General features: G+C 58.0%; 20 protein-coding genes. 5 read left to right on the top strand and 15 right to left on the bottom strand.

Annotated elements, in window-relative coordinates:
* Positions 1 to 43: 43 nt before the first annotated feature.
* Both Mal65_RS00645 and Mal65_RS00640 read left to right on the top strand, forming a co-directional pair.
* Positions 44 to 256 (top strand): hypothetical protein, encoded by a 213-nt coding sequence (locus tag Mal65_RS00645; protein WP_145292717.1) that lies wholly within the window; start codon positions 44 to 46, stop codon positions 254 to 256.
* A complete protein-coding gene (locus Mal65_RS00640) occupies positions 253 to 606 on the top strand; it encodes a hypothetical protein (RefSeq protein ID WP_145292715.1) in 354 nt (117 codons plus the stop codon). Before Mal65_RS00645 ends, Mal65_RS00640 begins: the two co-directional genes overlap by 4 nt.
* Positions 607 to 680: 74 nt before the next feature.
* Here the strand turns inward: Mal65_RS00640 and Mal65_RS00635 are convergent, their stop codons facing one another.
* The 12 genes from Mal65_RS00635 to cobA all read right to left on the bottom strand — a co-directional run bounded on the left by Mal65_RS00635 (position 681) and on the right by cobA (position 14,048).
* The gene (locus Mal65_RS00635) at positions 681 to 2,225 is read right to left on the bottom strand and encodes a sulfatase family protein (protein WP_145292713.1); all 1,545 of its coding nucleotides are present in this window, start codon (positions 2,223 to 2,225) and stop codon (positions 681 to 683) included.
* A 157-nt stretch (positions 2,226 to 2,382) separates the two neighbouring features.
* Positions 2,383 to 2,799 carry a VOC family protein gene (locus Mal65_RS00630; protein ID WP_145304516.1) on the bottom strand — a complete coding sequence of 139 codons (417 nt, stop codon included), beginning with the start codon at positions 2,797 to 2,799 and terminating at the stop codon, positions 2,383 to 2,385.
* A 69-nt stretch (positions 2,800 to 2,868) separates the two neighbouring features.
* Entirely contained in the window at positions 2,869 to 4,272 is a 1,404-nt protein-coding gene (locus Mal65_RS00625; RefSeq protein ID WP_145292711.1) for a four-carbon acid sugar kinase family protein, read from the bottom strand.
* A gap of 57 nt (positions 4,273 to 4,329) precedes the next feature.
* Complete coding sequence (locus tag Mal65_RS00620; protein WP_145292709.1) at positions 4,330 to 4,968, bottom strand: cyclase family protein; 639 nt, start codon at positions 4,966 to 4,968, stop codon at positions 4,330 to 4,332.
* Positions 4,965 to 5,996 carry a Gfo/Idh/MocA family protein gene (locus Mal65_RS00615; RefSeq protein WP_145292707.1) on the bottom strand — a complete coding sequence of 344 codons (1,032 nt, stop codon included), beginning with the start codon at positions 5,994 to 5,996 and terminating at the stop codon, positions 4,965 to 4,967. Before Mal65_RS00615 ends, Mal65_RS00620 begins: the two co-directional genes overlap by 4 nt.
* Positions 5,993 to 7,285: an MFS transporter gene (locus tag Mal65_RS00610; RefSeq protein ID WP_145292705.1), complete on the bottom strand. Its 1,293-nt coding sequence runs from the start codon at positions 7,283 to 7,285 to the stop codon at positions 5,993 to 5,995. The genes Mal65_RS00615 and Mal65_RS00610 overlap by 4 nt, the downstream gene beginning before the upstream one ends.
* A 195-nt stretch (positions 7,286 to 7,480) precedes the next feature.
* On the bottom strand, positions 7,481 to 8,422 hold the full coding sequence (locus Mal65_RS00605; protein ID WP_145292703.1) for a 3-hydroxyacyl-CoA dehydrogenase family protein: 942 nt from the start codon (positions 8,420 to 8,422) through the stop codon (positions 7,481 to 7,483).
* A complete protein-coding gene (locus Mal65_RS00600; protein ID WP_145292701.1) occupies positions 8,419 to 9,513 on the bottom strand; it encodes an isocitrate/isopropylmalate dehydrogenase family protein in 1,095 nt (364 codons plus the stop codon). The genes Mal65_RS00605 and Mal65_RS00600 overlap by 4 nt, the downstream gene beginning before the upstream one ends.
* 237 nt (positions 9,514 to 9,750) lie before the next feature.
* Positions 9,751 to 11,592, bottom strand: coding sequence for a molybdopterin-binding protein (locus tag Mal65_RS00595; protein WP_165700984.1), 1,842 nt, complete (start codon positions 11,590 to 11,592; stop codon positions 9,751 to 9,753).
* Positions 11,593 to 11,605: 13 nt separating this feature from the next.
* A complete protein-coding gene (locus tag Mal65_RS00590; protein WP_174820112.1) occupies positions 11,606 to 11,959 on the bottom strand; it encodes a carboxymuconolactone decarboxylase family protein in 354 nt (117 codons plus the stop codon).
* Positions 11,960 to 12,346: a group I truncated hemoglobin gene (locus Mal65_RS00585; RefSeq protein WP_145292697.1), complete on the bottom strand. Its 387-nt coding sequence runs from the start codon at positions 12,344 to 12,346 to the stop codon at positions 11,960 to 11,962.
* Positions 12,330 to 14,048: a uroporphyrinogen-III C-methyltransferase gene (gene cobA, locus Mal65_RS00580; protein ID WP_145292695.1), complete on the bottom strand. Its 1,719-nt coding sequence runs from the start codon at positions 14,046 to 14,048 to the stop codon at positions 12,330 to 12,332. Before cobA ends, Mal65_RS00585 begins: the two co-directional genes overlap by 17 nt.
* Positions 14,049 to 14,251: 203 nt before the next feature.
* Here cobA and rpsT point away from each other — a divergent pair, with 203 nt between their 5' ends.
* A complete protein-coding gene (gene rpsT, locus Mal65_RS00575) occupies positions 14,252 to 14,521 on the top strand; it encodes a 30S ribosomal protein S20 (protein ID WP_145292693.1) in 270 nt (89 codons plus the stop codon).
* A 267-nt stretch (positions 14,522 to 14,788) separates the two neighbouring features.
* On the opposite strand, the gene Mal65_RS00570 is transcribed toward rpsT, so the two are convergent.
* Both Mal65_RS00570 and Mal65_RS00565 read right to left on the bottom strand, forming a co-directional pair.
* A complete protein-coding gene (locus Mal65_RS00570) occupies positions 14,789 to 16,048 on the bottom strand; it encodes an LL-diaminopimelate aminotransferase (protein ID WP_145292691.1) in 1,260 nt (419 codons plus the stop codon).
* Positions 16,049 to 16,178: 130 nt separating this feature from the next.
* Positions 16,179 to 16,823, bottom strand: a complete 645-nt coding sequence (locus Mal65_RS00565) for a hypothetical protein (RefSeq protein WP_145292689.1) — start codon at positions 16,821 to 16,823, stop codon at positions 16,179 to 16,181.
* A 137-nt stretch (positions 16,824 to 16,960) separates the two neighbouring features.
* Here Mal65_RS00565 and Mal65_RS00560 point away from each other — a divergent pair, with 137 nt between their 5' ends.
* Positions 16,961 to 17,698 carry a sensor histidine kinase gene (locus Mal65_RS00560; protein WP_145292687.1) on the top strand — a complete coding sequence of 246 codons (738 nt, stop codon included), beginning with the start codon at positions 16,961 to 16,963 and terminating at the stop codon, positions 17,696 to 17,698.
* 417 nt (positions 17,699 to 18,115) lie between these two features.
* Positions 18,116 to 19,519 carry an Lpg1974 family pore-forming outer membrane protein gene (locus Mal65_RS00555; protein ID WP_145292684.1) on the top strand — a complete coding sequence of 468 codons (1,404 nt, stop codon included), beginning with the start codon at positions 18,116 to 18,118 and terminating at the stop codon, positions 19,517 to 19,519.
* 108 nt (positions 19,520 to 19,627) lie between these two features.
* Here Mal65_RS00555 and Mal65_RS00550 read toward each other — a convergent pair whose 3' ends face one another.
* Complete coding sequence (locus Mal65_RS00550) at positions 19,628 to 21,793, bottom strand: alpha-amylase/4-alpha-glucanotransferase domain-containing protein (protein WP_145292682.1); 2,166 nt, start codon at positions 21,791 to 21,793, stop codon at positions 19,628 to 19,630.
* Between the last annotated feature and the right edge of the window lie 265 nt (positions 21,794 to 22,058).

The following is a 22,058-nucleotide window of genomic DNA, read 5'->3' as shown; positions in this document are numbered from 1 at the left end:
GGGAAGCCGAACAAAATTCTTCACACACAACAGAAGGTTAGCGATGAGTACAGACGCAGCAACGCACACATGGCCCGAACTTGCCGGTGGTCTTTATGATGCCTTGACCGGCCGGAACGCTGAAATCACCTACGATTTCCAAAACATGGAAGTCCACGTGCCTGCGAAAACGGGTGGACAAAGCGTTCAACACGCTCATTGGAAACTGAACGGTGTCTTGAAGATTCGCACTCGTGACACGTCACAGGGCACATGAGCTTGCCAAGGTCCGCGAGCTCAGGAAACGCAGAGTTTCATCTGGACATCGATGCCGAATTGCGGCTGGAGCGGTTCGATGCTTCTGGGCAACTTCAGTCGATGTCCATCACGGCAACACCGGATCGCACCCTGCGGATCGATTCGGTGGGCGAACTCCCGAGAGTACCGTTACGGCAATTCTTTCAACTCCGATCTGCCCTGCGCAAGTTGGCTTTGCTAATCGACCATGACATCATCATCGGTCATCAGGGCAAGCAGGTTGTCCGCGTTCGTGTGTCCAACGAAGGGACCGCGAAACTATACACGGCTTGGTGGACGCTCGCGATGCAACGTCTTGTCGGCCACTGAAGCAATAAGCAGTCAAACTTAGTTTGGCTGCGAGTGCATCAAGCTGACTTTCTTTCGCCGCTGTTGCGATCGGTTCATCCTGCCGTGCTGGATGATTTCTTTTGGTTGCCACGTTTGCGTTTCTTGCCTCGCAACTGGTCGCCAAATTGGTCTTGGCCTTCCATGTACTGCTGACGCAACTGAGCATTCTCCACATCGCGTACCAATGGCGCAACCGGATCTTGGATGCGTTCCAATTCCATCGCCAGTTGTTCACGCAACTTATCGACCGTCTGCTGGACTTTTGCACGGTCGCCAGCCGGCTGTTCCAACAGATTGACCCGACAATCGGGATCATTAGGGACGAAATACAGTTCCTCCACCGTGCGATGCTGATAGATGTCGTACCGACGCTGGATATCCGGATTCGAACGTGCCAGCTCGGCCATCCGTCGCGCCGTGTTCGTGCCGTTGGTCGCCGTTGAGAAGACCCTCTTGCCGTCGCTCCACGGGTTGTACAGATATAGCCACTGAGACGTCTGGATTCCACGCATGGGCTGACGCCAACGTCCCGAATTCTCGTTGTACTGTTTGATCACGTACCGAAATCCGTCAACCGTCTGGCCGGTCAATGCCGGGGCGAATGATCGCCCATGCAGCCGATCCGGTGTTGGATGCGACATACCCATCACATCGATCAGCGTCGGCAGAAAATCAATCGCCGAAACCATATGTTGATCGTCTATCGAACCGGGCTTGGTCCTGCCGGGCCATCGAATCATCAATGGCGTATGTGTGCTGTGGTGATACAACTGGGTTTTGGCAAACGGCAATGGCATGCCGTGGTCCGACAAGAACATCACCATCGTTTCGTCCGCGGCGCCCTCTTGCTGCAACGCATCCATGACCGTCGCGAAACAATCGTCGGCACGGCGAACGGAACTGTAGTACAGCGCAAGTTCGTCGCGAACAACCGGATCATCGAACAGAAATCCGGGCACGGCGACTTCATCCGCTGTGTAGATCTTGCTGGGAACGTTCGGGTCCGACTTCCCTTCTTTGAAACCCTGGCTGTAAAACGGTTTGTGTGGATCGCTGATGTTGACCATCAAACAGAAGGGCTTGTCCGCTTGCTTGGCCAAACGAATCGCATCGCGGGTTGATTTGCCGTAGCTTTCAACGTCTTTGACGCCATACTTTTTGCCGTCGGCATCGGTGTCCAGCACGGCGTCCCAAGCGTAGGGCGTGTAGGGTGTGCTGTGATTGACCTTGCCACGAATCGCGGTGAAGTAGCCCGCATCTTTGGCCAAATCACACAGCACTGGATAATCGGGTTCGGGGTTTTGACGAAACCCCTCCACACCGTTGACGTGACTGTACAAACCCGACCACATCAAGTTTCGCCCCGGCATGCAATTGCCCACCAACACGTGCGCTTTGGTAAAGCGAAGGGCTGTTTTGGCAAACGCATCGATCGCGGGTGTGGTCTCGGGAACGGGACACCCAAACACACCGATTGAATCACACGACATGTCATCCACGGTGACGATCAACACGTTTGGATGATCCGACGCCCGCACCGGTGTGTTCAACGAACAACCGAGTGAAACGAAGGTGGCACACAGCAATACCAATCTCATGAGACTTTTCCCGTGGGCAATGGGATGAATGGGCGGGATAACAACGTCCGTACCGAAACGACACGCACGGCACGTCGGACTTGCAGCGCCACAATGTACCCCGGTGGAGAACGACATGCTGTGTTTTGCCGTCTCCACTGGACCGAACGCCAGCAGCCTACTGCGGGCCAGTCATTTCCCAGATCACGTCGCGACTGGTCGACGGATCAATGAATCCCGCCTTTCTTCCCAAGGGGCCGTCATGGGGTGTTTCACTCTTTGGCTTCATTCCGCGTTCCGGCAATGCGGCAAAACTGGTGCGTACATCGTCCGTTTCGAAACACAAATGATGCAAACCTTCGCCATGCTGGTCCAAATGCTGGTTCAGCGGATGATCCGACGTTAAGGGCTGGACCAATTGCAGATGCAAATTGCCCATGTCCAAGTGAGTCAAACGCACATTGCCCGATTCGATCCGTTCATCGATGACGACCGGCAACCCGAGCTTGTCGCGATAGAACGTTAACGCTTCGTCGGTATCGCGGACGACGATCGCAATGTGATCCAAACGTGAAAACAGGGGCTTGCTTGACATCATTCCACTCCTAGGTCGACTTGTAATCGAATTCAATGAACAGGGCAGGGGGGTAAACCACCGTATGCTTCAGCGTTTCAAAATCCGATACGCATCCAGTAGCGCCGATTCACCGCCCACGTTGCCCGGAAAAACGACATAGGGCATACCCGGCATACGGCTTTCTTGTTGAAGCTGCCAAACCGGAATGCCGGGCAAGATTTGACCCAACACCATCGCCCGGTGAACGTCCAAGCCCTTGGTCGCCACGTCGCTGGAAGTGATGCCACCTTTGGCAATCAGAAAACGCGGTCGCTGTTGAACACCACGCACGATGTTCACAAGCGTGGCCGAAACGCGGTTGCCGATCGACAAACTGGATGGTGCATCATCACCTTTGACCAACTGTCGAGACGAATACAACACAACGTCGTGTTCCGACTCCAGAGCCTCGTTGACCTGCTGGGCACGCGACCGGGCGTAGGCATCGGTGGAATCCGCCAACAGTTCCGCGACATCCAAGACGACGGGCACAAGATCCGGCTCGGCCGACAACAATGCGTTCAGCTGCCCGGTCGTCTTCGGCACGTATGACCCGACCACGATCAATCCCGATTTTGCGTCGGCATCGACCATCTGGTCGGACCGCAACAACGGGTTTGGTTCCATCCCCGCAAACGCTTGGACAAAACTAGCGGCCGTTCGATAGACGAATCGCTGACCAGACGATTCGGCCTGCAACGCTGCGTAAACAAAGGCCTCCATGTCACGCATGTCGGCCGCGTTGACCACGCAGACGGATCGTGGTGCCAAAGCACATAATTGCTTCACCACCGGTGACAGATCCACTGCCCGCAAGTCGACCAGACCGACCGAGTGAATCTGCTGTCGTTCGATCGAGCCGGACCACTTTTCCATCACCCAATCGATCAAGTTGCTGTTTTGAAATCCGAACGCAGCATCTTGGGCGAACGGCGTTTCCGCAGCTGGTATCAGTTCGTCGCCGTCGGCAACATAGTGAACGTCATCGATGGTGTAACGACCGCCCTGCAAAAAGAACGGTGCAATGACGTGAATCGCGTCCGACTGGTCCGTCGCCGCAGCGACTGCATCGACCTCAGCGGGATAATGCCCTCGCAGTGTTGAATCACTGCGACTGATCAACACAAAGTCTTTCCCAGAAGCCGCAGCGGCCTGCTGCAAATTTGTCCCAATCTGCTGGGCAAGATCGACGGCGTCCTGTTTGACCAAAGACCGCGAGTTGGTCAACACATAGAACAGGTCACCATCGGCCCGCATGGCATGCAGCAATTCGTCGACACCCCACGTGGTCAGAACCGGCGTGTCATAAACCGTCTGTGTCCCCGTCGGGTCATCATCTAAAACGACGATTTTTCGTCGCACACTTTCGTGATGTTGCCGGATCGCAGGTAACAGCGATTCGCTTCGCGGACTGGGAAGTCCCGCCAAGGCCTTTTGTAACTTGATCGTCATGGTCGGTCGTTTTGAAAAGCTGTTACGGTGCGTCCCACGCATTCACAATACAGGCGATCATTCATCGTCGACCATTGCGAAGGCGCGACACGGCGCCCCATCGCCGCCCTGAATCTTCAATGGCAGTGCGGCAAACGTACACGACGATCCCGGGATCGCATCCAGATTGGTCAAACCTTCCACAATGATGACGTCGCCACCTAACAAGATTTGGTGAACCAGCGTCACGGCAGCAAGATCATTGACGTCAGCGACAGACGGTGGTTCGACGCCGACCATCCGAACGCCATGTTTCACCATCCATCGCGCGAGCTCTGGTGATATGGGTTGAAAATGGTCGCGATAGTACTGGGCGTCATCGACGTGGCGACTCCAAAGCGTCCGCAGCAACAGCGCCTCACCCGTCTGAAGCTGTTCAGCGATGTCTCCCAAATGCGACACTTCGATGGGCGTCTTCGGGGGCAAGTCCGATAGATCGACGACCCAAGCTTTTCCGATGCATCGATCCAAAGGAATGTGGTCGATCGTTTGCTCGGATGCCTCAAAATGCAGTGGCGCGTCCATGTGTGTCCCGCAATGGGAATACAGATGCAACGTCCGCGCGTTCCAGCCGTCGCGTGCCACCGTGTACTTGGTCTCAAATTCCACACCACGCATCCCGGGCTGCAGCGTCAGTGTTAAATCGATGATCTTCATCGTTCGGTCGACTCCCAACACCCGGATTGCGACGACGCATACATCGCTTCTTGGACGGCCAAACTTTTCAGGTAACTGGGACCATCAGTTTCGAACGGCCGGCCTGACAAAAGATTTTGGACAAAGTGTTGCTGGGTCGCAAAGACACAATCACCGGCAAACCCATGACGACTGGGTGAATAGTCATGCGGCGTTTCCTTTTGACCAAGCCGCTGTATTGTGAGACGACCATCGTCATAAAGCCGAATCGATCCGTTATTTCCTTCGACCAAAACGTCCCCGAACGTGTAGCGTGGATTGTCCGCTGTCGATTCATTGAAACGATTTGCATCATAAAGCCCCGTTGCACCATCCGTAAAACGGAACACGCCGATGGCGGCATCTTCGCCGGCGATCACCGGATTCAGTTTTCGGTGCCAACACCAGGCTTGGGTGATTTCGCCGCCCAAGTAACGAAAGGTGTCGATCGTGTGAATCCCGGCTTCAAAGATCAAGAACTGTTCCATCGTTTGAAAGTACGGTTGCCTGGCTAGATAGGCATCATCGCCATGACCGTCCCCGGCACGATTACGAAATGACAGCGTATGCAATCGGTCTCCGATCGCACCATCATCCAAAAGCTTCTTGATCTCCCGATACCACGGCTGGAAACGAAAGTTTTCGTGCACCATCAGCCGACCCCCCTGTTGATCAGCTGCATCGACCAACTTCTTTGCTTCGGCAACGGTCGGGGCCAAAGGCTTCTGACAAATCACCGCCAAGCCACGTGCGGCAGCCATCTGCACGAGAGGCAAATGCGTGTCCGGTCGCGTGATGATGTCGACGAAATCAACGTCGTGCCGATCCAACATTTCGCCGACGTCGCCATAAACATTGTCGATGCCGTACTGCTGTGCCGCGTCCTTTGCGCGTGTCAGATCGCGATCACAACAAGCGACGATTTCCACGTCGGAGATCCGATTCCAAGCGTCATAATGAAATTGGCTGAAATAGCCGGCGCCGATGACCGCGCCCTTAAGCTGACTCATGATGCTGCACTCAAATTCAGTTCTTCATGCATGGAACGGTCCGGACGAATTCGGAACCACATGAAGATCGCGGCCACATTCAATGCCGCAGCGATGTAGAAAAACGGTTGATGCGCGTCAAAGTACGCTAGCAAGTACGGGAATGACAATGAGGTTGCAAATGCCCCCAGGTTGCCAACCATATTCATCGCCCCGCTGACCGCACCCGCACTGTTGCCGCCGATGTCCATGCAGGTCGACCAAGACGGGCTGAGAATCATATCACTGCCGAAAATGGCAACGCACATACAGATCACGGCTGCCGCCGGCGTGGTCATGTTCACGCACAAGCTCATCCCGATCGCTGCCAAACCAAAACCGATCGCGGCGGGCAAGCGACGCGAAAGCGTCCATCGCCCTTGGCTGTACAACCGGTCGACGGTGAATCCGGCCAGCCAGTTTCCGACCACACCACACAACAACGGCGCTGCGGCATACAGACCGGTTTGTTCGCTGGTCAGCGAATATTCACCCTTCAAATAGGGAAAGAACCAGGTGACAGTGAAGAAAAACGTGAAGTTATGCGCGACATACTGAACCATCAGCATCAGCATATTGGGCGATTGCAACATCTGTGCAAAACGAATGGGCGTTTCAGCGGAACGAACATTGCCATTTTCATTATCACGTTTAGGCGAACGCGAATGAACAATATGTTTGGCTTCCGCCTTGGATACCGCAAAGTGGTTTTCGGGAAGATCACGAAACAGCAAGAACCACATCACCGCAAACCCGATCCCCAGGGCGCCGAAAAACCAAAAGGTTTGCTGCCATCCGCCCAGCGTATGAATCAGCCAGACGACCCCCGGCATCGCCAAGGCGGCACCCAAGCGACCGCCGGAAAAGCTAATGGAATTGGTGATGCCACGTTCATTCATCGGCAACCATGACGTGAAAGCCCTGGCCAGCGTGGGATATCCCCCCGCTTCTCCCATGCCAAAGAAGAATCGCAGTCCAATCATCGGTGCCAGCCCACGAACCACGCCGGTCAACGCTGTGAACGCCGACCAAACGAGGCAAACCACGGTCATCACCCGACGTGGTCCGAACCGATCGGCAAGCTTACCACTGGGGACTTGAAAAAGGGCATATCCCAAGGCAAAGGCGGACATGACCCAGCCCATTTGCTGATCGGAAAACCCCAGGTCCGTCGCCATGTCTTCTTTCGCAGCAGAAATACAGGCGCGGTCCACCCACATCAAGACGGAGACGAGAAAGGCACCGAGGATCAAAAAGAAGCGTGTGGGCATCGACTAGAACCAATAACGAAACAATGAACGAGCATCGGCATCATAACCATACCAACGCCGGTCATGGGTTGGGCATTGATCTGCCCGACCAAGAATTGGGTGATGCCGGGGGCAGTCATCGATCGGCAATCACGGTTTGGCACTTTCGGCAGGACCGCTTCAGTGATGTTCCCGTCGTATTCCGAACCATGGGTTTTACAGTTCGCCCATGTCCTTCAGCCATTTCAGTTGTTGGACGACTTGTTGATCACGTTTGCGAATGACTTGATCGATGTCTCGCTTGGACCAATCGTAGAAGCCTTTGCCCGACTTGACGCCCAAGTCACCCGACCGGGTCTTTTCAGTCAGACACCGTGCGGGCGTAGTTTGGTTACACAACCGCGGTGCCATGTACCGCTGCAAGCGTTCGGTCGCGTCCAACCCGACGTAGTCCATGTTTTCGATCGGTCCCAACAAGGGCAGACGCAATGCAAAGGTCAACCGCGTGATACGATCGATGTCTTCGGGCGAACACACTTGTTCATCGATCATATGCAGTGCTTCCCGCCACATCGCATGCAACAACCGATTGCCCACAAACCCGGGCACGTCCTTGCATACGATCGGTATCTTTCCGATCCGCTGCATTAGGTCACACGCCAATTGAACTTTTGACTCGGGTGTGTCCGTACCGCGAACCATTTCCACGACGGGAATCAGATGCGGAGGGTTCCAGAAATGTGCCCCCACCAACAATTCCGTCACGTTCGCACGGGCGGCCATTTCCGTGACCGACAATGCACTGGTTGCGGATAGAAACAGGGCGTCACGACGCGCGGCGGACGGGAACTTTTGCAGCACATCGACTTTGTCATCCATGACTTCGACAACGCAGTCCAGGACGACATCGGCTTCGCGATCCAGGATTGCCACATCGTCTTGGCAAACAATTCGGCCGCCGGAAACGACCGGGACATCGCTGTTTTGGTCACACCATTGATCCATCTGCTGAAGCGATGGCTGGACGGCCGCCAGCTTTTCCGCATTCCGCCCCCACAACAGGACTCGATACCCGGCACGTCGGAAAGCCACCGCGCATGCGGTTCCCATCTGACCGATGCCGGCGATCGCGATCGTCTGGATGTCGCCCAGATTCACGCCGTTGATCCTTGACCTTGCAGCTGCCGATCGAGGGACCGTGAAATTCGGTCGGTGATTTCCACCGTGGACAGTTTTCCGCCCATGTCGGCGGTGCGCTGATTGGGATCGCTTAAAACGTCGGCAACAGCCGCCTTCAGTGCTTCGGCACCGCGTTTGGTTTCCGGATGGTCCAGCCAGTCCAACATCATCGCGGTCGAAAGATGCATGGCGATCGGATTGGCAAGCGAACGGCCGGCAATGTCGGGTGCCGATCCGTGGGATGGTTGAAAGACGGCGGCGTTGTCACCAATGTCGCCCGATGGGGCCATGCCCATTCCGCCGACGATACCCGCGGCAAGGTCCGACAAGATGTCACCGAACATGTTTTCGGTCACCATCACGTCAAAGTCATGCGGGCGCCGAACCATGAACAACGCCATTGCGTCGACATAGACGTGTTCGGCGGTCACATCGGGGAAGTCCTTGGCGACTTCGTCAAAAATGTGTCGGAAATAGACCATCGTCGACAGAACATTGGCCTTATCAATCAGCGACACCTTCTTCTTGCCGCCACGGCGTCGTGCCAATTCAAACGACAACCGACAAACTCGCTCGGAAGCCTGTCTGGAAATTCTCAGTTGATTGGTGGCTTCATCGGCCGACAGATCGGCGACCGCGTCACGACCGTAAAAGAGCCCTTCAGTGCTTTCACGAACCAGGACAAAATCGATGTCGCCGGCACCATAATTTTTCAGCGGCGTGTCGGATTCATGAAACAATTGAATCGGACGAACTCCACCGTACAGTTGCAATCGTTCGCGCAGATCAAGTTGCGGCGCGATCTCTTTGCCATTGGGATACCGGACATTCGGCAAACCCATCGCACCCAATAAGACGGCATCGGATGCCAGGCAGGCTTCGAAAGCGGAATCAGGCAACGCTTCACCGCTGCGCTGGTATTCGCCCACACCAACGTCATGCGGATCCAAGTGGAACTCAACGCCATCCAAATGCGGCTGCATCTGTTGCAACAGCCGAACCGACTGATCACACACCTCGGGTCCGATGCCATCGCCACCGAGGACGACAATGTGAAACGTCTTGGTCATAGAAATATTAATAAGGCTGGAATAAACGAAGGTGGGAGGGCGTTTTTGGAGTCGTCTTAGCATGTCCACATGCGGCCGAAACGGCAAGGACTTCGACGGTTCCGCATCACGTCGTCCGGCGTCTTATCCGACCTGCGGTTCACCCCTTGAAGTGTGCCGAGAACAAGTCGCCGGAATCACGCGATGCCGCAATCATAGTCGCATGGACACGCCCGGCGTGGCGAACATCCGATGGAATCATGCCCAATCGAAAAACGGCCATGGACCTTCGCCGGATGCATCGGGCGGCAGTTCAACGAATCCGTCAGTCTGGCCCAACGCAACCAAGTCACCGGAACCACGACCGACGACGGGGACGGCCAACCCCGGTGCGATCACACGCACGCCGCGCATCCAGTGCAGCGGCAAAGTCTTTGTCCCCGGCGACTGTAAACGCACCGACGGCGGCGAAGGCTTCCAATGGCCGATGCCAGCCATCTTCGACAGCCAAGGCTGAACGAATCGGCGACATCCCATCGTGGCGCTGACGGGGTTGCCGGGCAGTCCGACAATCAGCTTTCCCTGTTCCGACACGGCGGCCAAAATCGGTTTGCCGGGGCGAATGGGCAATTTGTGAAAGATCACGTCCGCACCAAGTTGGCGAACGATCGCGGGAACGTAATCGTGATCGCCGGCCGAAACACCGCCGGTCAATAAGACCGCGTCACTCCCTTGGATTGCTTGATCAACGGTTTGGCGAAGCGTTTCAGGATCGTCGATCGCGTGAAGAGGTTTTGCCAAGTCGATCCACCGGTGTGGCCGTAGCGCCGCAATCAATGCCGCTTGGTTGCTGTTGCGAATCTGCCATGGCTGCAGCGGCGCCGAGGATACCTGGGACGCAATGACCAATTCGTCGCCCGTGGTGATCACGGTGACACGGACACGACGATAAACCGTGGGGCGATCGACGCCAAAGTTTTCCAAGGCGGCCCGCTGTGGCGACCGAATCAACTGGCCGCGGGACAACACAGGTCCACCACGAGGAACGTTTTCACCGGCGCGTCGAATGTTTGCCCCCACGGGGCACGCCATCGCCGCATCCGCCAGCACGATTGAATGCTCGGATTCGATCACATCTTCGCGGCGAATGACCAAGTCCGCTTCGTCGGGTACCACCGCGCCGGTGAAGATCTTTGCGACGCACCCGGGCGCGATGCGGGGCGGCGGACTTCCGGGCAGGGCGTGACCCGAAATCTCCAGTGCAACGCCTTGTTTCCGATCTTCTTCGCGAAGGGCGTAACCATCCATCGCAGACACATCGGCCGCCGGGCTGTCACGATCGGCCGTCACATCGGACGCCAACACACGACCGCAGACGTCATCGACGGCTGAGTCCACCGCAACGACCGACAAGCGATCGGCGACGGCATCAATGGCTTGGCCGGGTGTTTGAAAGCGGAGGTTTGCGTTCATGTCGGATCGGAAGGATTGAAGAAAAGCTTGCCAGTCCTGTGGCCGGTTGATGTTGATCATTCGATCGGCGGGCAGCACCAACGAATCGAAGGAACGCTGGTTCAGCCAGCGAGACAGACTGCGGTGCGGCGTGTGAAGCAAGGCCTGCAGCTGGTCGATAGCAGCAACCGGATAAACACCGACCAGCGGTTGTACCCGTTCGTCGTCGGCATGCACCAGACACGCCGGGTGTGACGCGTTTCGTTCCCAAAGGCCCAACAACGCGGCCAGATCGGCGACCGTCAAACCGGGCATGTCCACCGGCGTGACGAGACAACCCACGGCGTTTTGTGACTTGGCCCAGCGAAGCGCCGCGACGATGCCCGCAACCGGACCTTGATCATCAGCAGCATCGGGCAACGCCAGGAAATCGGGATCAACGTCGCCACCACCCACGACGGCGACCGATGAAGTCAACGCCGCCAATCGCCCGCAAGCATGCTGTAACAGCGTGGACCCATTGGGATGACGCAAGGCAAACTTGTCCGTTCCCAAACGCGACGACCGCCCACCACACAGCACGGCACCCACGATCGGAAACAAATCATCCGAATCCTGGGCCTGGGAACACGAGTCCGTCGTGGCCATCAGCCTCATACGCCTAGGAGGTGGACTTGGGTGAATCACCATCGCTTGCGGACAGCGATTCGTGCTTTGCCAAGACGTCTTCGACCCAAGACTTGGCACGCATCATGGTGGGGAAACCGATCGTCGGTGCGGACAGCATTGCCACATGCCGAAGATCATCCGGGCGGCATCCCGCTTCCAGCGCCTTTCGACAATGGGAATGCGCGGCGCCTTCCAATCCGGCGCCCAAGGAAATGGCCAGCTTGACCAATGCGACTTCGCGATCGGAAAGTGGACCGGCCTCCCGCGAGGCTTTGCCCAACGATTCGTAGGCACGCATGAACTCGGGATGGTCCTCGTGCATCTGCTTATAGCGTTTGGGAATCATTCAGCCGTCCACGTTGGTGTCGCCGGTGACACGGTCCTTGTAGATCGCCAAGCGAGCAAGCGCCAGATCGATATCGACCCTCTCAATCCCATGGGCTTCCATCGCATCGGCAAAGTGGCCGCAAAACTTGGCAAAGTGATAAGCCATGATGCCACGACCGGCGTGCACCTTGGTCAATTCGGCGCCGGTGTATTCGACCGGTCCGTCGAACGCGGACGCCAAGAACTGGAACTGCATCTTCTTCAGCCGTTCCATCGACGTGTCAGCAAAAAAGTGCGCCAGTTCCGGATCGGTCAACACACGAGCGTACATGTCGTCGACGATCGCCTTCATCTGATCGGGGCCGCCGATCCGTTCAAACAGTTGTTGGTTAGTTTCGCCGTTCATCGGATTCCCCTGATGGTTGATCGGACCCCGCGTCCATTTTAGCCGAGACGTTGGTTTCGAAGTGTGCGATTGCGTCCGCAAGCGCGTCCATCGTGTATGGATCGGCCACCACATCGGGGCGCACCCCCAACTGCGACAACGTGTCCGCCGTCACGGGGCTGAGAGCCGCCACTTTGACGTGACCCCAGCGGTGGCCGAGCAATCGATCCACCGAACGCGCCGTCGCGCTGCTGGTGACCGTCACCCAGTCGATCCGACCACCGTGGACATCATCGCACACCGACGACGGCCAATCTTGCACATCTTCGTTGCGGTACGCAGCCACCTGCGACACATTGACCCCCATTTCGCACAGCCGTTGAACCCATGCGTCGTTGCCACGGCTGGCGCGGACGACCAGCCCACGGGCCAGCTTCGAGTCGACCAATAAGTCCACCAACGCGTCGCCGGTGTAATCGTTGGGAACCAGATCGGTATGGATTCGGTGCCCACGAAGTGCCTGGGCCGTTTTTCTTCCGACCGCGGCAATCCGCAGCCCCGCAAGCTTGCGAACGTCGTGCTGCTGACAGAACCGATCCAAAAAGTAGTTCACCCCGTGGACGCTGCAGAAGACCAGAAAATCTTGTCGGTCCAACTGGTCGATCGCCTGATCCAGCTCCGTCATGTCATCCAACGCGCCGACCGCGATCGCGGGTTGGTGACGAACGTCGGCTCCCAACGCCGATAACCGTTGCACCAGCGTGTCGTTGTCGCTTTCGGGCCGCGTCACCAGCACGCGTTTTCCAAACAAAGGGCGTCGATCGAACCAAGACATCGTTTCGGCCAGACGCGTGACATCGCCCACGATCGAAATCACCGGCGGGCGGATTCGTTGCCCGGGCGCCAGACGGTCGGCGACTTCGTCCAAGCGACAATGGATCACCTGTTGATCGGCCAAGCTGCAACGCCGCACGATCGCCACCGGAGTCTCGGCCGACTTTCCGCCGGCGATCAAAGATTCGGACCAGACCTTTGCCGTGGTCACGCCCATGTAAATCACCAAGGTGCCCGGAAAACGGGCCAAGGCAGGCCAATCCAATGCCGACTGTGGCTTCCCCGGTTCTTCGTGTCCCGTGACCAAGGCAACCGCCGACGCGACGCCGCGATGCGTGATCGGAATGCCGGCGTAGGATCCGGCCGCCAATGCGGCGGTGATCCCCGGAACGATCATGAACCGCAGCCCCGCCGATCGTACGGCTTGGATTTCTTCGCCGGTTCGAGCAAACACCGCCGGGTCGCCCCCCTTCAGCCGCACGACGCGCAGACCCGCCGCAGCATGTCGAACGATTTCGGCGTTGATTTCATCTTGGGACCAAATCCGCGACTGGCCGTGTTTGCCGACACAAATCCGGGTGGCCGATGGACGGACGTGACACAACAAATCCGCATTGGCCAGACCGTCGAACAGGACCACGTCACAGCAGGCCAGGGCATCGCGACCGCGAAGCGTCAGCAGTCCCGCATCCCCACATCCGGCGCCGACCAAGGCGACCTGCCAGTCGGCCGAATCCACGTCGCACCGCTGCCCATCATCGCAATTCGTGATCGGGCCGCCGGTGCCGAAGGCCGTATCCGGGCCAACGCCGGTGCGAACACCATCGGCGGCGGCCGGTGGCGGCGTTTCGGGTTGCGGTGGTCGGTTCCGATTCGGATCAGGGCTCATAACCGATAAGTTATGCGTTGTCAGGGTCGTCCCCACCAGTCGTGATTCGCTGGATCGTCACCCCGCCATCGTCCCGTGCCGTCTTCTTTGTCGGCGAATCGCGGAAGCTATGGACAGGTTGGCCGGCGATTGGCATACTTTGGGGCTTGCTCCGCCGATGTTGACCAAGAAAAACGTCAAACGCCTTCCTTCTTCCAACACAAATGCCAAATACCGCCAGCGCCAAGAAACGACTTCGTCAAAACGAGACCCGCCGTCTGCGAAACCGTGCGGCTCGCAGCACCGTGCGTACCTCGATCCGTAAAGTCCGCGAAGCGGTCAAGGCGGGCAACGGTGATGACGCTCAAACCGCCTACCGCGTTGCACAAAAGCAACTGGATCAGGCAGCCGCCAAAAATTTGATCCATCGCAACGCGGCGGCACGCACCAAGGCACGCCTGAACAAATTGGTGAAAACCGTCACCGCCGCCTAAGTTTCGGCATCCATCGCTCGCGACACCGGGAAGCTTTTCGGCTTCCTCTTTCAACCGCGAACGCCAGCAACGATCAGCCGACTCGAACGCTTCCTGCCCCTGGCGGACGCAAAAATGGGTCGGTTTTTTTGCTGCGCCGGCAAAATTTCTTCGCCGCCACATCGCGTGAAAAGTCCCGGCGGCAACCCGCCGGCACCGGTTGCCACGCAAAGGGGCGAACTGTCACGCGAGGCGACAGGCCGACCCCTGAAAAGCCTTGATCTATGATCAGAAAACCAGCGCCGCGTCGCTCAACCGTCGCTTGGTTTCCTGCATCAATGCATCTTCGTCGGCTTCCGTCTCCGCGACGTAGGTCACGCTGAATCTCAGATAGCTGCCCGCGTCGTCCCAAGGCACGGTGACGATCCCGAACTGTTCGATCAGGTGTCGTGTGGCGTCTTCGGCCTTGGCAAAGGTTTCGCCTGATTCCGTTCCGGTGGGCGCCTTGGTGTACAGGAAATAGGTTCCGCCCGGCATTTCGCATTCGAAGCCACAGTCCTTCAGCACGGCCACCAACTTTTCCATCCGGCGGCGATACTTTTCGCGAATCCGTTGGGGGATTGAATCGTCCTCCAAAGCCGCCGCGGCCGCCTTTTGGGTGGCGATGAATTGACCGCTGTCGCTGTTGTCTTTGACATCGGCGAAAGCGGAAACGATTCGCGGGTGCCCGGCGACGAATCCCATCCGCCAACCGATCATGTCGTATCCCTTGCTCATCGAATGAACTTCGATGCCGACGTCCATCGCCCCGGGGGTCTGCAGAAAGCTGCGTGGCGGGCCGTCAAAGGTCAACAGGATGTGGGCGGCATCGTGGACGACGACAAACTGTTTCTCTTTGGCCAGACGAACGACTTTCTCGAAAAACTCCGGCGGAGCGGTTCGCCCGGTCGGTGAATTGGGATAGTTGATCACCAACAGTTTCGCGCGACGATAAATGTCATCAGGCACCGCGTCCAAATCCGGCAGGAATCCGTTTTCGGGCAACAGCGGCAGCTTGAAAACATCGCCGCCATAGTACCGGGTGTGGGTCCCGGCGACCGGATACCCGGGGACGGTCATCAGCGTCACATCACCGGGGTTGATGAAAACCGCGGGCAACATCGCATACGCGGGCTTGCTGCCGATGCAGTGATTGATCTGGCTGGCCGGATCAAGTTCGACACCAAAGTTGCGTTGCATGAACCGCGCCGCGGCTTCCTTGTATTCGCCGACACCGTTGTCGGCATAGCCACGGTTTTCCGTTTTGTCGATTTCCTGGCGCATGACCTCGCGGACCGCCGAATCGGCCATCGAATCGTTTTCGCCGATCCCAAAGTCCAGCAACTTTCGGTCGGGATGGTCCGCCAGGGCTTTTCGCTTGGCACGTTTGATCTTTTCAAACTTGTAGATCTCGGTGTCTTTGCCGTACTTGTTTCCGCCGATGCGATCGGCAAACAGTTCCTGGAAATACGGGTCGGCGGCAACGGATTCGGAAGAAGCGGTCGACATGGCAGCCATGGTTTTGAATCGGGGGATGACACAAATCGGGGCAGGACCGACCCACGCGAGGCCGTCGATCGCCCGAGACGACGAGAGAAGCCCTCAGTCTATTGCGTGCCGAGCTTCCGCCCAGGGGATACTAGCCGCCGGTCAGTGGATTGCCCTCAGTCGACTCGGTCGGATCCAGGACGGGCAGCGGTCCGGTGGACACGTTCTGGTCACCCAATCGTTGCTGAATCGTCCGGATTCGACGAACTTTGCGTTCGCCCAAAATTCCCGTTACGACGGCACCGACAGCAGCAGGCACCAGCGAAACGACCGCGAACCAGCCTTCGAATCCGGACATCACGGTCAGCGACAACCAGCCCGCAAGTGCACCGGTCCCGATGTACTGGGCGCGAATCGATGCGGCGGTCCAGCGTCCGACTGTCGACCGCAGCGGACGCGTCAGCCCCCAACAACAGAGCATCGCGGGTAACGCACCCAAACAGGCGATCAGGCCACCGATGACGATCGCGATCATTCCGTAGACGACGAAGATCGCTAATTCACCGGGGTCATTTTGGACCAAGGCAAAGCCGATCGTGACCATGGCCAGAAGCGCGCCGAACAGCGCCCCCGCGGTGGTCGTCGCACCGATCGCACCCAACAACACGCCTGTCGTACTGACCACCTGTGGATCGAAAGAACCGTCATCCGGGACCGCCAAATGCTGGCCGATCTGATCCGCGTCATCGACGTTGGACACGGCATACGGATTCAGCGGCGTGTCGGGAACAGACATCGAACGGCACCAGAAACCGACGCGAACCGGACTGACGAAACAGCGCCCACCAGCATTCGGTTGACGACCGGCCACCACCTTACTCGAATTGACACTCCGACGCTCGCCCCACCATTCATTCCAGGCACGCAGCGACCATGGCCCCGTCCGATCCGCAGACCTCGACCGATCAACTGCGCAGCCAGTACGAAGAACTTGCCGAGCTGGCCGGATCGCTGGCCCATGAAATCAAGAATCCGCTGTCGATCATCCACATGAACATCGACTTGCTAAGCGAAGACTTGGCAGAACTGGATGGCGCCGAATCCAGACGCTGCCAAGACCGTGTCGACATGGTGCGCGATCAATGCGAGCGAATGGAGGCGTTGCTGCGGGACTTTCTGCGCTACGCTCGTCTGCGCGACATCGACTTGGTCCCCGGCAGCCTGAACGACCAAGTGATCCGTGTGCTGAAGGCCTACCAGGCTCAAGCCGACGCCGGCCACATCCGCATCCACGAGTATTTGGATCCGGACCTTCCCGCGATCTTGCTGCACAGCGATTCGCTTCAATCCGCATTGATCAACTTGGTCAAAAATGCGCTGGAAGCGATGGACGAAGGCGGCGAACTGTGGGCCCGCACCTACACCACTCGCGGCGGCGTCGCGTTGGATTTGATCGACAACGGATGCGGCTTGGAAGACAACACTGTCATGCACATGTTCGAACCGTTCTACAGCACCAAGGAAGGCGGCAGTGGCCTGGGGCTGCCCACAGCACGGAAGATCATCGAAGCGCATGGTGGCCGAATCAGTGTGCAAAGTGAGATCGGACGCGGCACCAAGTTCACGCTGGAATTCCCCGTGCCACCACGCCTGAGCGGCACCGCTTCGTAACGTCCCCGCTGTCGTCTGGACGTCAAGTTCCGCGTGCCCCCGGGCGTGACAACCGTCACAACCGATGCTTTCCGAGACGGGCAAGGTGAAATCCATCCTTTTTCGGCCGGGATGATTTGCCTGCACCGCTCGGTACAAAACGTCGCACCGGAGCCGATGCGGTCACCGCAAACTCGGCACATTCGTTTGCTTCGGATCGATTGGTCGGTGTAATCCCGATGCCGCTGTCAGATTGCTGACACCCAAGCGGTCCTCGTGATGGGGTTTCCGAGCGCACATTCCACGCATCGGACGCTTTGTGCGGATTGTTCGTGCTTGAAGGTGCCGAAACGATGGCGTTGCCGCGCGGATCGCCGCTGCCCGATACGGACAGCGAAAGACCAACCCGCACAACGCTCGCTCCATTGGAAGGCAAGCATGAACATGAAGTTCTTTGCCAGGATCCTGCCGGCACTGGCCGTCTTCGGCCTCGGTAGCCTGGCTTGCAGCGCGAACCATCCCGCCGCGCCCTCGGACTGGCAAACCTTTCTTGCCAACAGTCGCTCCGGATGCGGATGCAACACCGGGCCGTCGGTGATGACCTACGGCCCGACCTATTCCCAGCCATCACCTTACGTCACGTCACCACACGTTGTGTCGCCGGGGCCAGGCTGTTCGACCGGCGATTCGTCGATCGGTGCCTACGGTGGCAGCATCACCGCCACGCCGGGCATGATCAATGGCGGCGCGTCGGCCGGCGTCGGCCCCACGGTGACCGGACCCGCCATGGCCGGAAGCGTCATGGGTGGTTCGGAGGCGTGCGGATCGGCGGGCGTCGGCGGACCATACGGTGGCGGTGTTTATGGCGGCGGCTACGGTGGTTCCATCATCGCGGGCAACGCTTATTCGACCGGCGGTTATGGTTACGGCGCCGCGTGCGCCCCGGCACCCCAACCGATTTATCGCCCGCGGTTTTCGCTGTCCGGCTTTTACGGCGGCTTTGAATTCTTGTGGCTTCGCGCCCACTTCGACCAAAACGTGGCGATGATCATCGACCCGCCGGTGGGCAACCGATTGGTGCCGTTTGATTACAGCTATGACTTTTCACCCCGCGTCTGGCTGGGATGGGAAAACTGCCGGGGCAACGGATTCCGCGCCACGTATTTCCGCTATGAAGACGAAGCGGATATCGAGCAATTCACCGCCGCCGCCGGACAGGTTCCGGTTTACGTGGAAGTCTATGGTGCCGGCGGCAACTTGGCCCGTAACGCCTACGCCGACGCGATCGGCGAAACGCTGACGTCGTCACACCGCTTGGAACTGCAGTCGTTGGACTTGGAAGCAACGCACCTGTTTGAATGGTGTGCGATGCGTGCTCGCATGGGCTTCGGTCTGCGATTGGCGGAGATGGAACAAAATCTTCACGCCCGCGTTTACCTGCCCGATGGCACGCTGGAAGAAATCGTCACCAACGATTTGTCGTTCCGCGGTGTCGGACCGACCGTTTCGATGATGTTCACGCAACCGTTGTGGAAGTCACGATTCTCGCTGTACGGCAACTTGCGCGGTTCGCTGCTGATGGCGGAAACCGAGCAGTACATCTACGAGATGAAGGGCGCTTACACGACCGAGTTGGTCGACATCGCCGAACAACGCGAAATCCTGACGAACCTGGAAATGGGCATCGGCATCCAGTTCGGCCAATCGATTGGTCGCCGTGCAGGCATGTTCGTGCGTGCCGGGTATGAAACCCAAGTGTGGTTCGACGCTGGCGGACCGGTCGATTCGCACAGCACCATTGGGCTGGAAGGCATCACCCTGGGCGCCGGACTTAGCTTCTGATGCACCCGGAGGGTTGCAAGATCGGCAACGCGACGAATCACCGTCACATTGCCGATCAAAGATAACGTTCAAAAACGGCTCGGCGGCGGAACCCGCCCGAGCCGTTTTCTACATTTGGGCGACGGCCTTTTCGACCGGCTGATCCGCCGCTTGTTCGCACGTGGCGGCCAGTTCGAACTGAACCGCCCAACGCCCATCGGCATCGCCGGTCACGATCCAGTGCGGCTGAACACAGACGCTCTGGTGAACCAGTTCGAAACCACCTTCGCTTAGGCTGACCGTTTCGATCGGGAAGGCCCAGATGCCGGATTCACGACCAATCGCCAAATCGACATCCAGCCCCAACCAGCGGTCGGACAACTTCAAACCGCGGACGTTTTTCAGATCCAGCATTTCGCCGAGTTGCCCCAGACGATTGCCGTCGACATCGCTGAAGTAACGATCGTCCGCACCGGCGGGCATCCCGGCGAAATTCAATTCGATCGCGAAGTGCAGCGGGCGTCCCGGCGGCAAGTTTTCCAGCAAGTAAGTGACTTGCATCCGGTCGCTGTTTTCCGACAGCGTTACCGCCTTGGTCATCGTGATCGGAATGCCCCAGGCATTGCCGTCACGACGCATTTGAATCTGAACGCGATCCGACCCGCGCCGCAACTTGGCCTCGAATGGCAGTTCCACGAAATCACCACGCTCGGTCGCTTCGCCACGCATGACGGCTTCCAACGTTGCGTCTTCGTCATAGAAGTGATCCATCAGACTCTTGCGAGCATATCGATCGTACTGCAAACGTTTGTCCAAATCGGCTTGCTTGAAAACAACCCGATCATGGATGCTGGCGGCTTCATCGTCGCCGCCGGTGCTGGGGCCTGCCAAGACTTGGCGGTGATAACTTTCGGGACGCCGCTGGAGCGTGGCCAACAGGTTGTGGCAGATGTCGCGGACGTCCAGTTCGTACATTCGCCCGCCGCGACCCGGTGCAACCCAAGCGCACAGTCGGTTGTTGCTCAGACGCACTTCCTGTTGACCGTCAAAGTTGTAATCGGCCGCGTCGGCTTGAACGGCACCACCACCGACAATGCGATCCAGTTCGTTGTCCGCTGCAATCAAGTGTTGGAAGATCGCATTGCGCAGGTGCGGCAGGTAAACGCCGCCAAAAGCACCGTGCCAGTACGGGCAATTGCACTGGCCGCGATACAAGTCATCGCGGACGGTCGCCAATTCACCGCTGTCACGACCGGCGGCTTCGGCATCGGCCAAACGACCGCTGACGTGCATCATCCGCGAATACATCTCGTTGGTTTCGTCGTACTTGACTTTGAAGTTTCGCCAGTAGCCACCACGGATGAATTGCTGAAGCGATTTCCAGTGCGGGTCGTTCTCCATCTCGTGCTGCAGATCATGCAGCGTGTCCTGCGCGGCCACCGGCAGCGACCATTCGGTCATTTCGCGATAGCTGCAATCGGGCAGATAAGCTCGTCCGGCCGGCGGCGTGTTCTGAACCGCTTCCTGCAGCGTGACGGTGTGCAGCCAATGCGAATTTTCGGTCAACGCGTCAAAGAAGGAACGCAACCAACCCCGGTCGTACACGTGGACCTTGGTATCGGGCCAAGTCCCAAACTTTTCGCCGTCATCGCCAAACGTCAGCACGGCACCCGGGTGACGTGCGGCCACTTCGCGGCAATAGTCGATGGTTTCCGACGGCGGCCGAAACGGGATCGTGTAACGCAGTCGTTCCGAACCCGGGAAGATTCGCAGCACACGCCCTTGGTCTTCGACCAAGAAATAGCTAGTCAGTTCGTCGTCGGCCAGTCCGGCCGCTTTGAAGTGATAGTCGTCCAGCACGGTGTACTGGATGCCGGCATCGACCACATCGCTGGTCAGCGTCGATTCCCAGACCCGCTCGGGCGTCCACATCCCCATCGGTGTCGCCCCAAGATTCCGCTGCAGCCAGTGCGCGTACGCCTGAATTTGGCCCACGCGGTCCCGTGACGGCAACATCGTCAGGATCGGTTCGTACTGGGGACCGCCGACGATTTCGACTCGGCCGGCTTCGACCAACAAACGCAAGCGATCCAAGTACTCCGGATGATGCTCGGCCAACCACAGCATCAACGGGCCGGATGTGTGCAGGGAAATGTTCAGCCGATCATAGGGCTCAAACACATCCAAAAACGGCAGGTAACTGTCCTGATACGCCTGTTCAAAGACGCCATCAAAATTCCCGATCGGCTGGTGATTGTGCAGGACGAGGCAAAGAGATGCGTTCGGTGTCGACATGGCGTCAGGCAAGCACGGGTTGGAACGGGCCGGACAAAATGCCGACCAGAAGTTTCACGATGGACGGATCTGGGATGAACAAAGTCACCGCAACAGAACGAACGAATTGTAGGGCCCCAGCCGGCTGTATCGAACGGTCCAAATGTGGAAATCGATCGGATGAGACGGGTTTTTCCGCTGTCCGACACGACGCATCCGTTACCGACACGACGATCTACTTAACCGGCAAAGACGAACATCGAAGCTATCGGCCGGTGAAGGGTGG

Source organism: Crateriforma conspicua, from assembly GCF_007752935.1.
GTDB lineage: Bacteria > Planctomycetota > Planctomycetia > Pirellulales > Pirellulaceae > Crateriforma > Crateriforma conspicua.
Note: the sequence above shows the minus strand (reverse complement) of the source record. Positions and strands in the feature narration are given on the sequence as shown.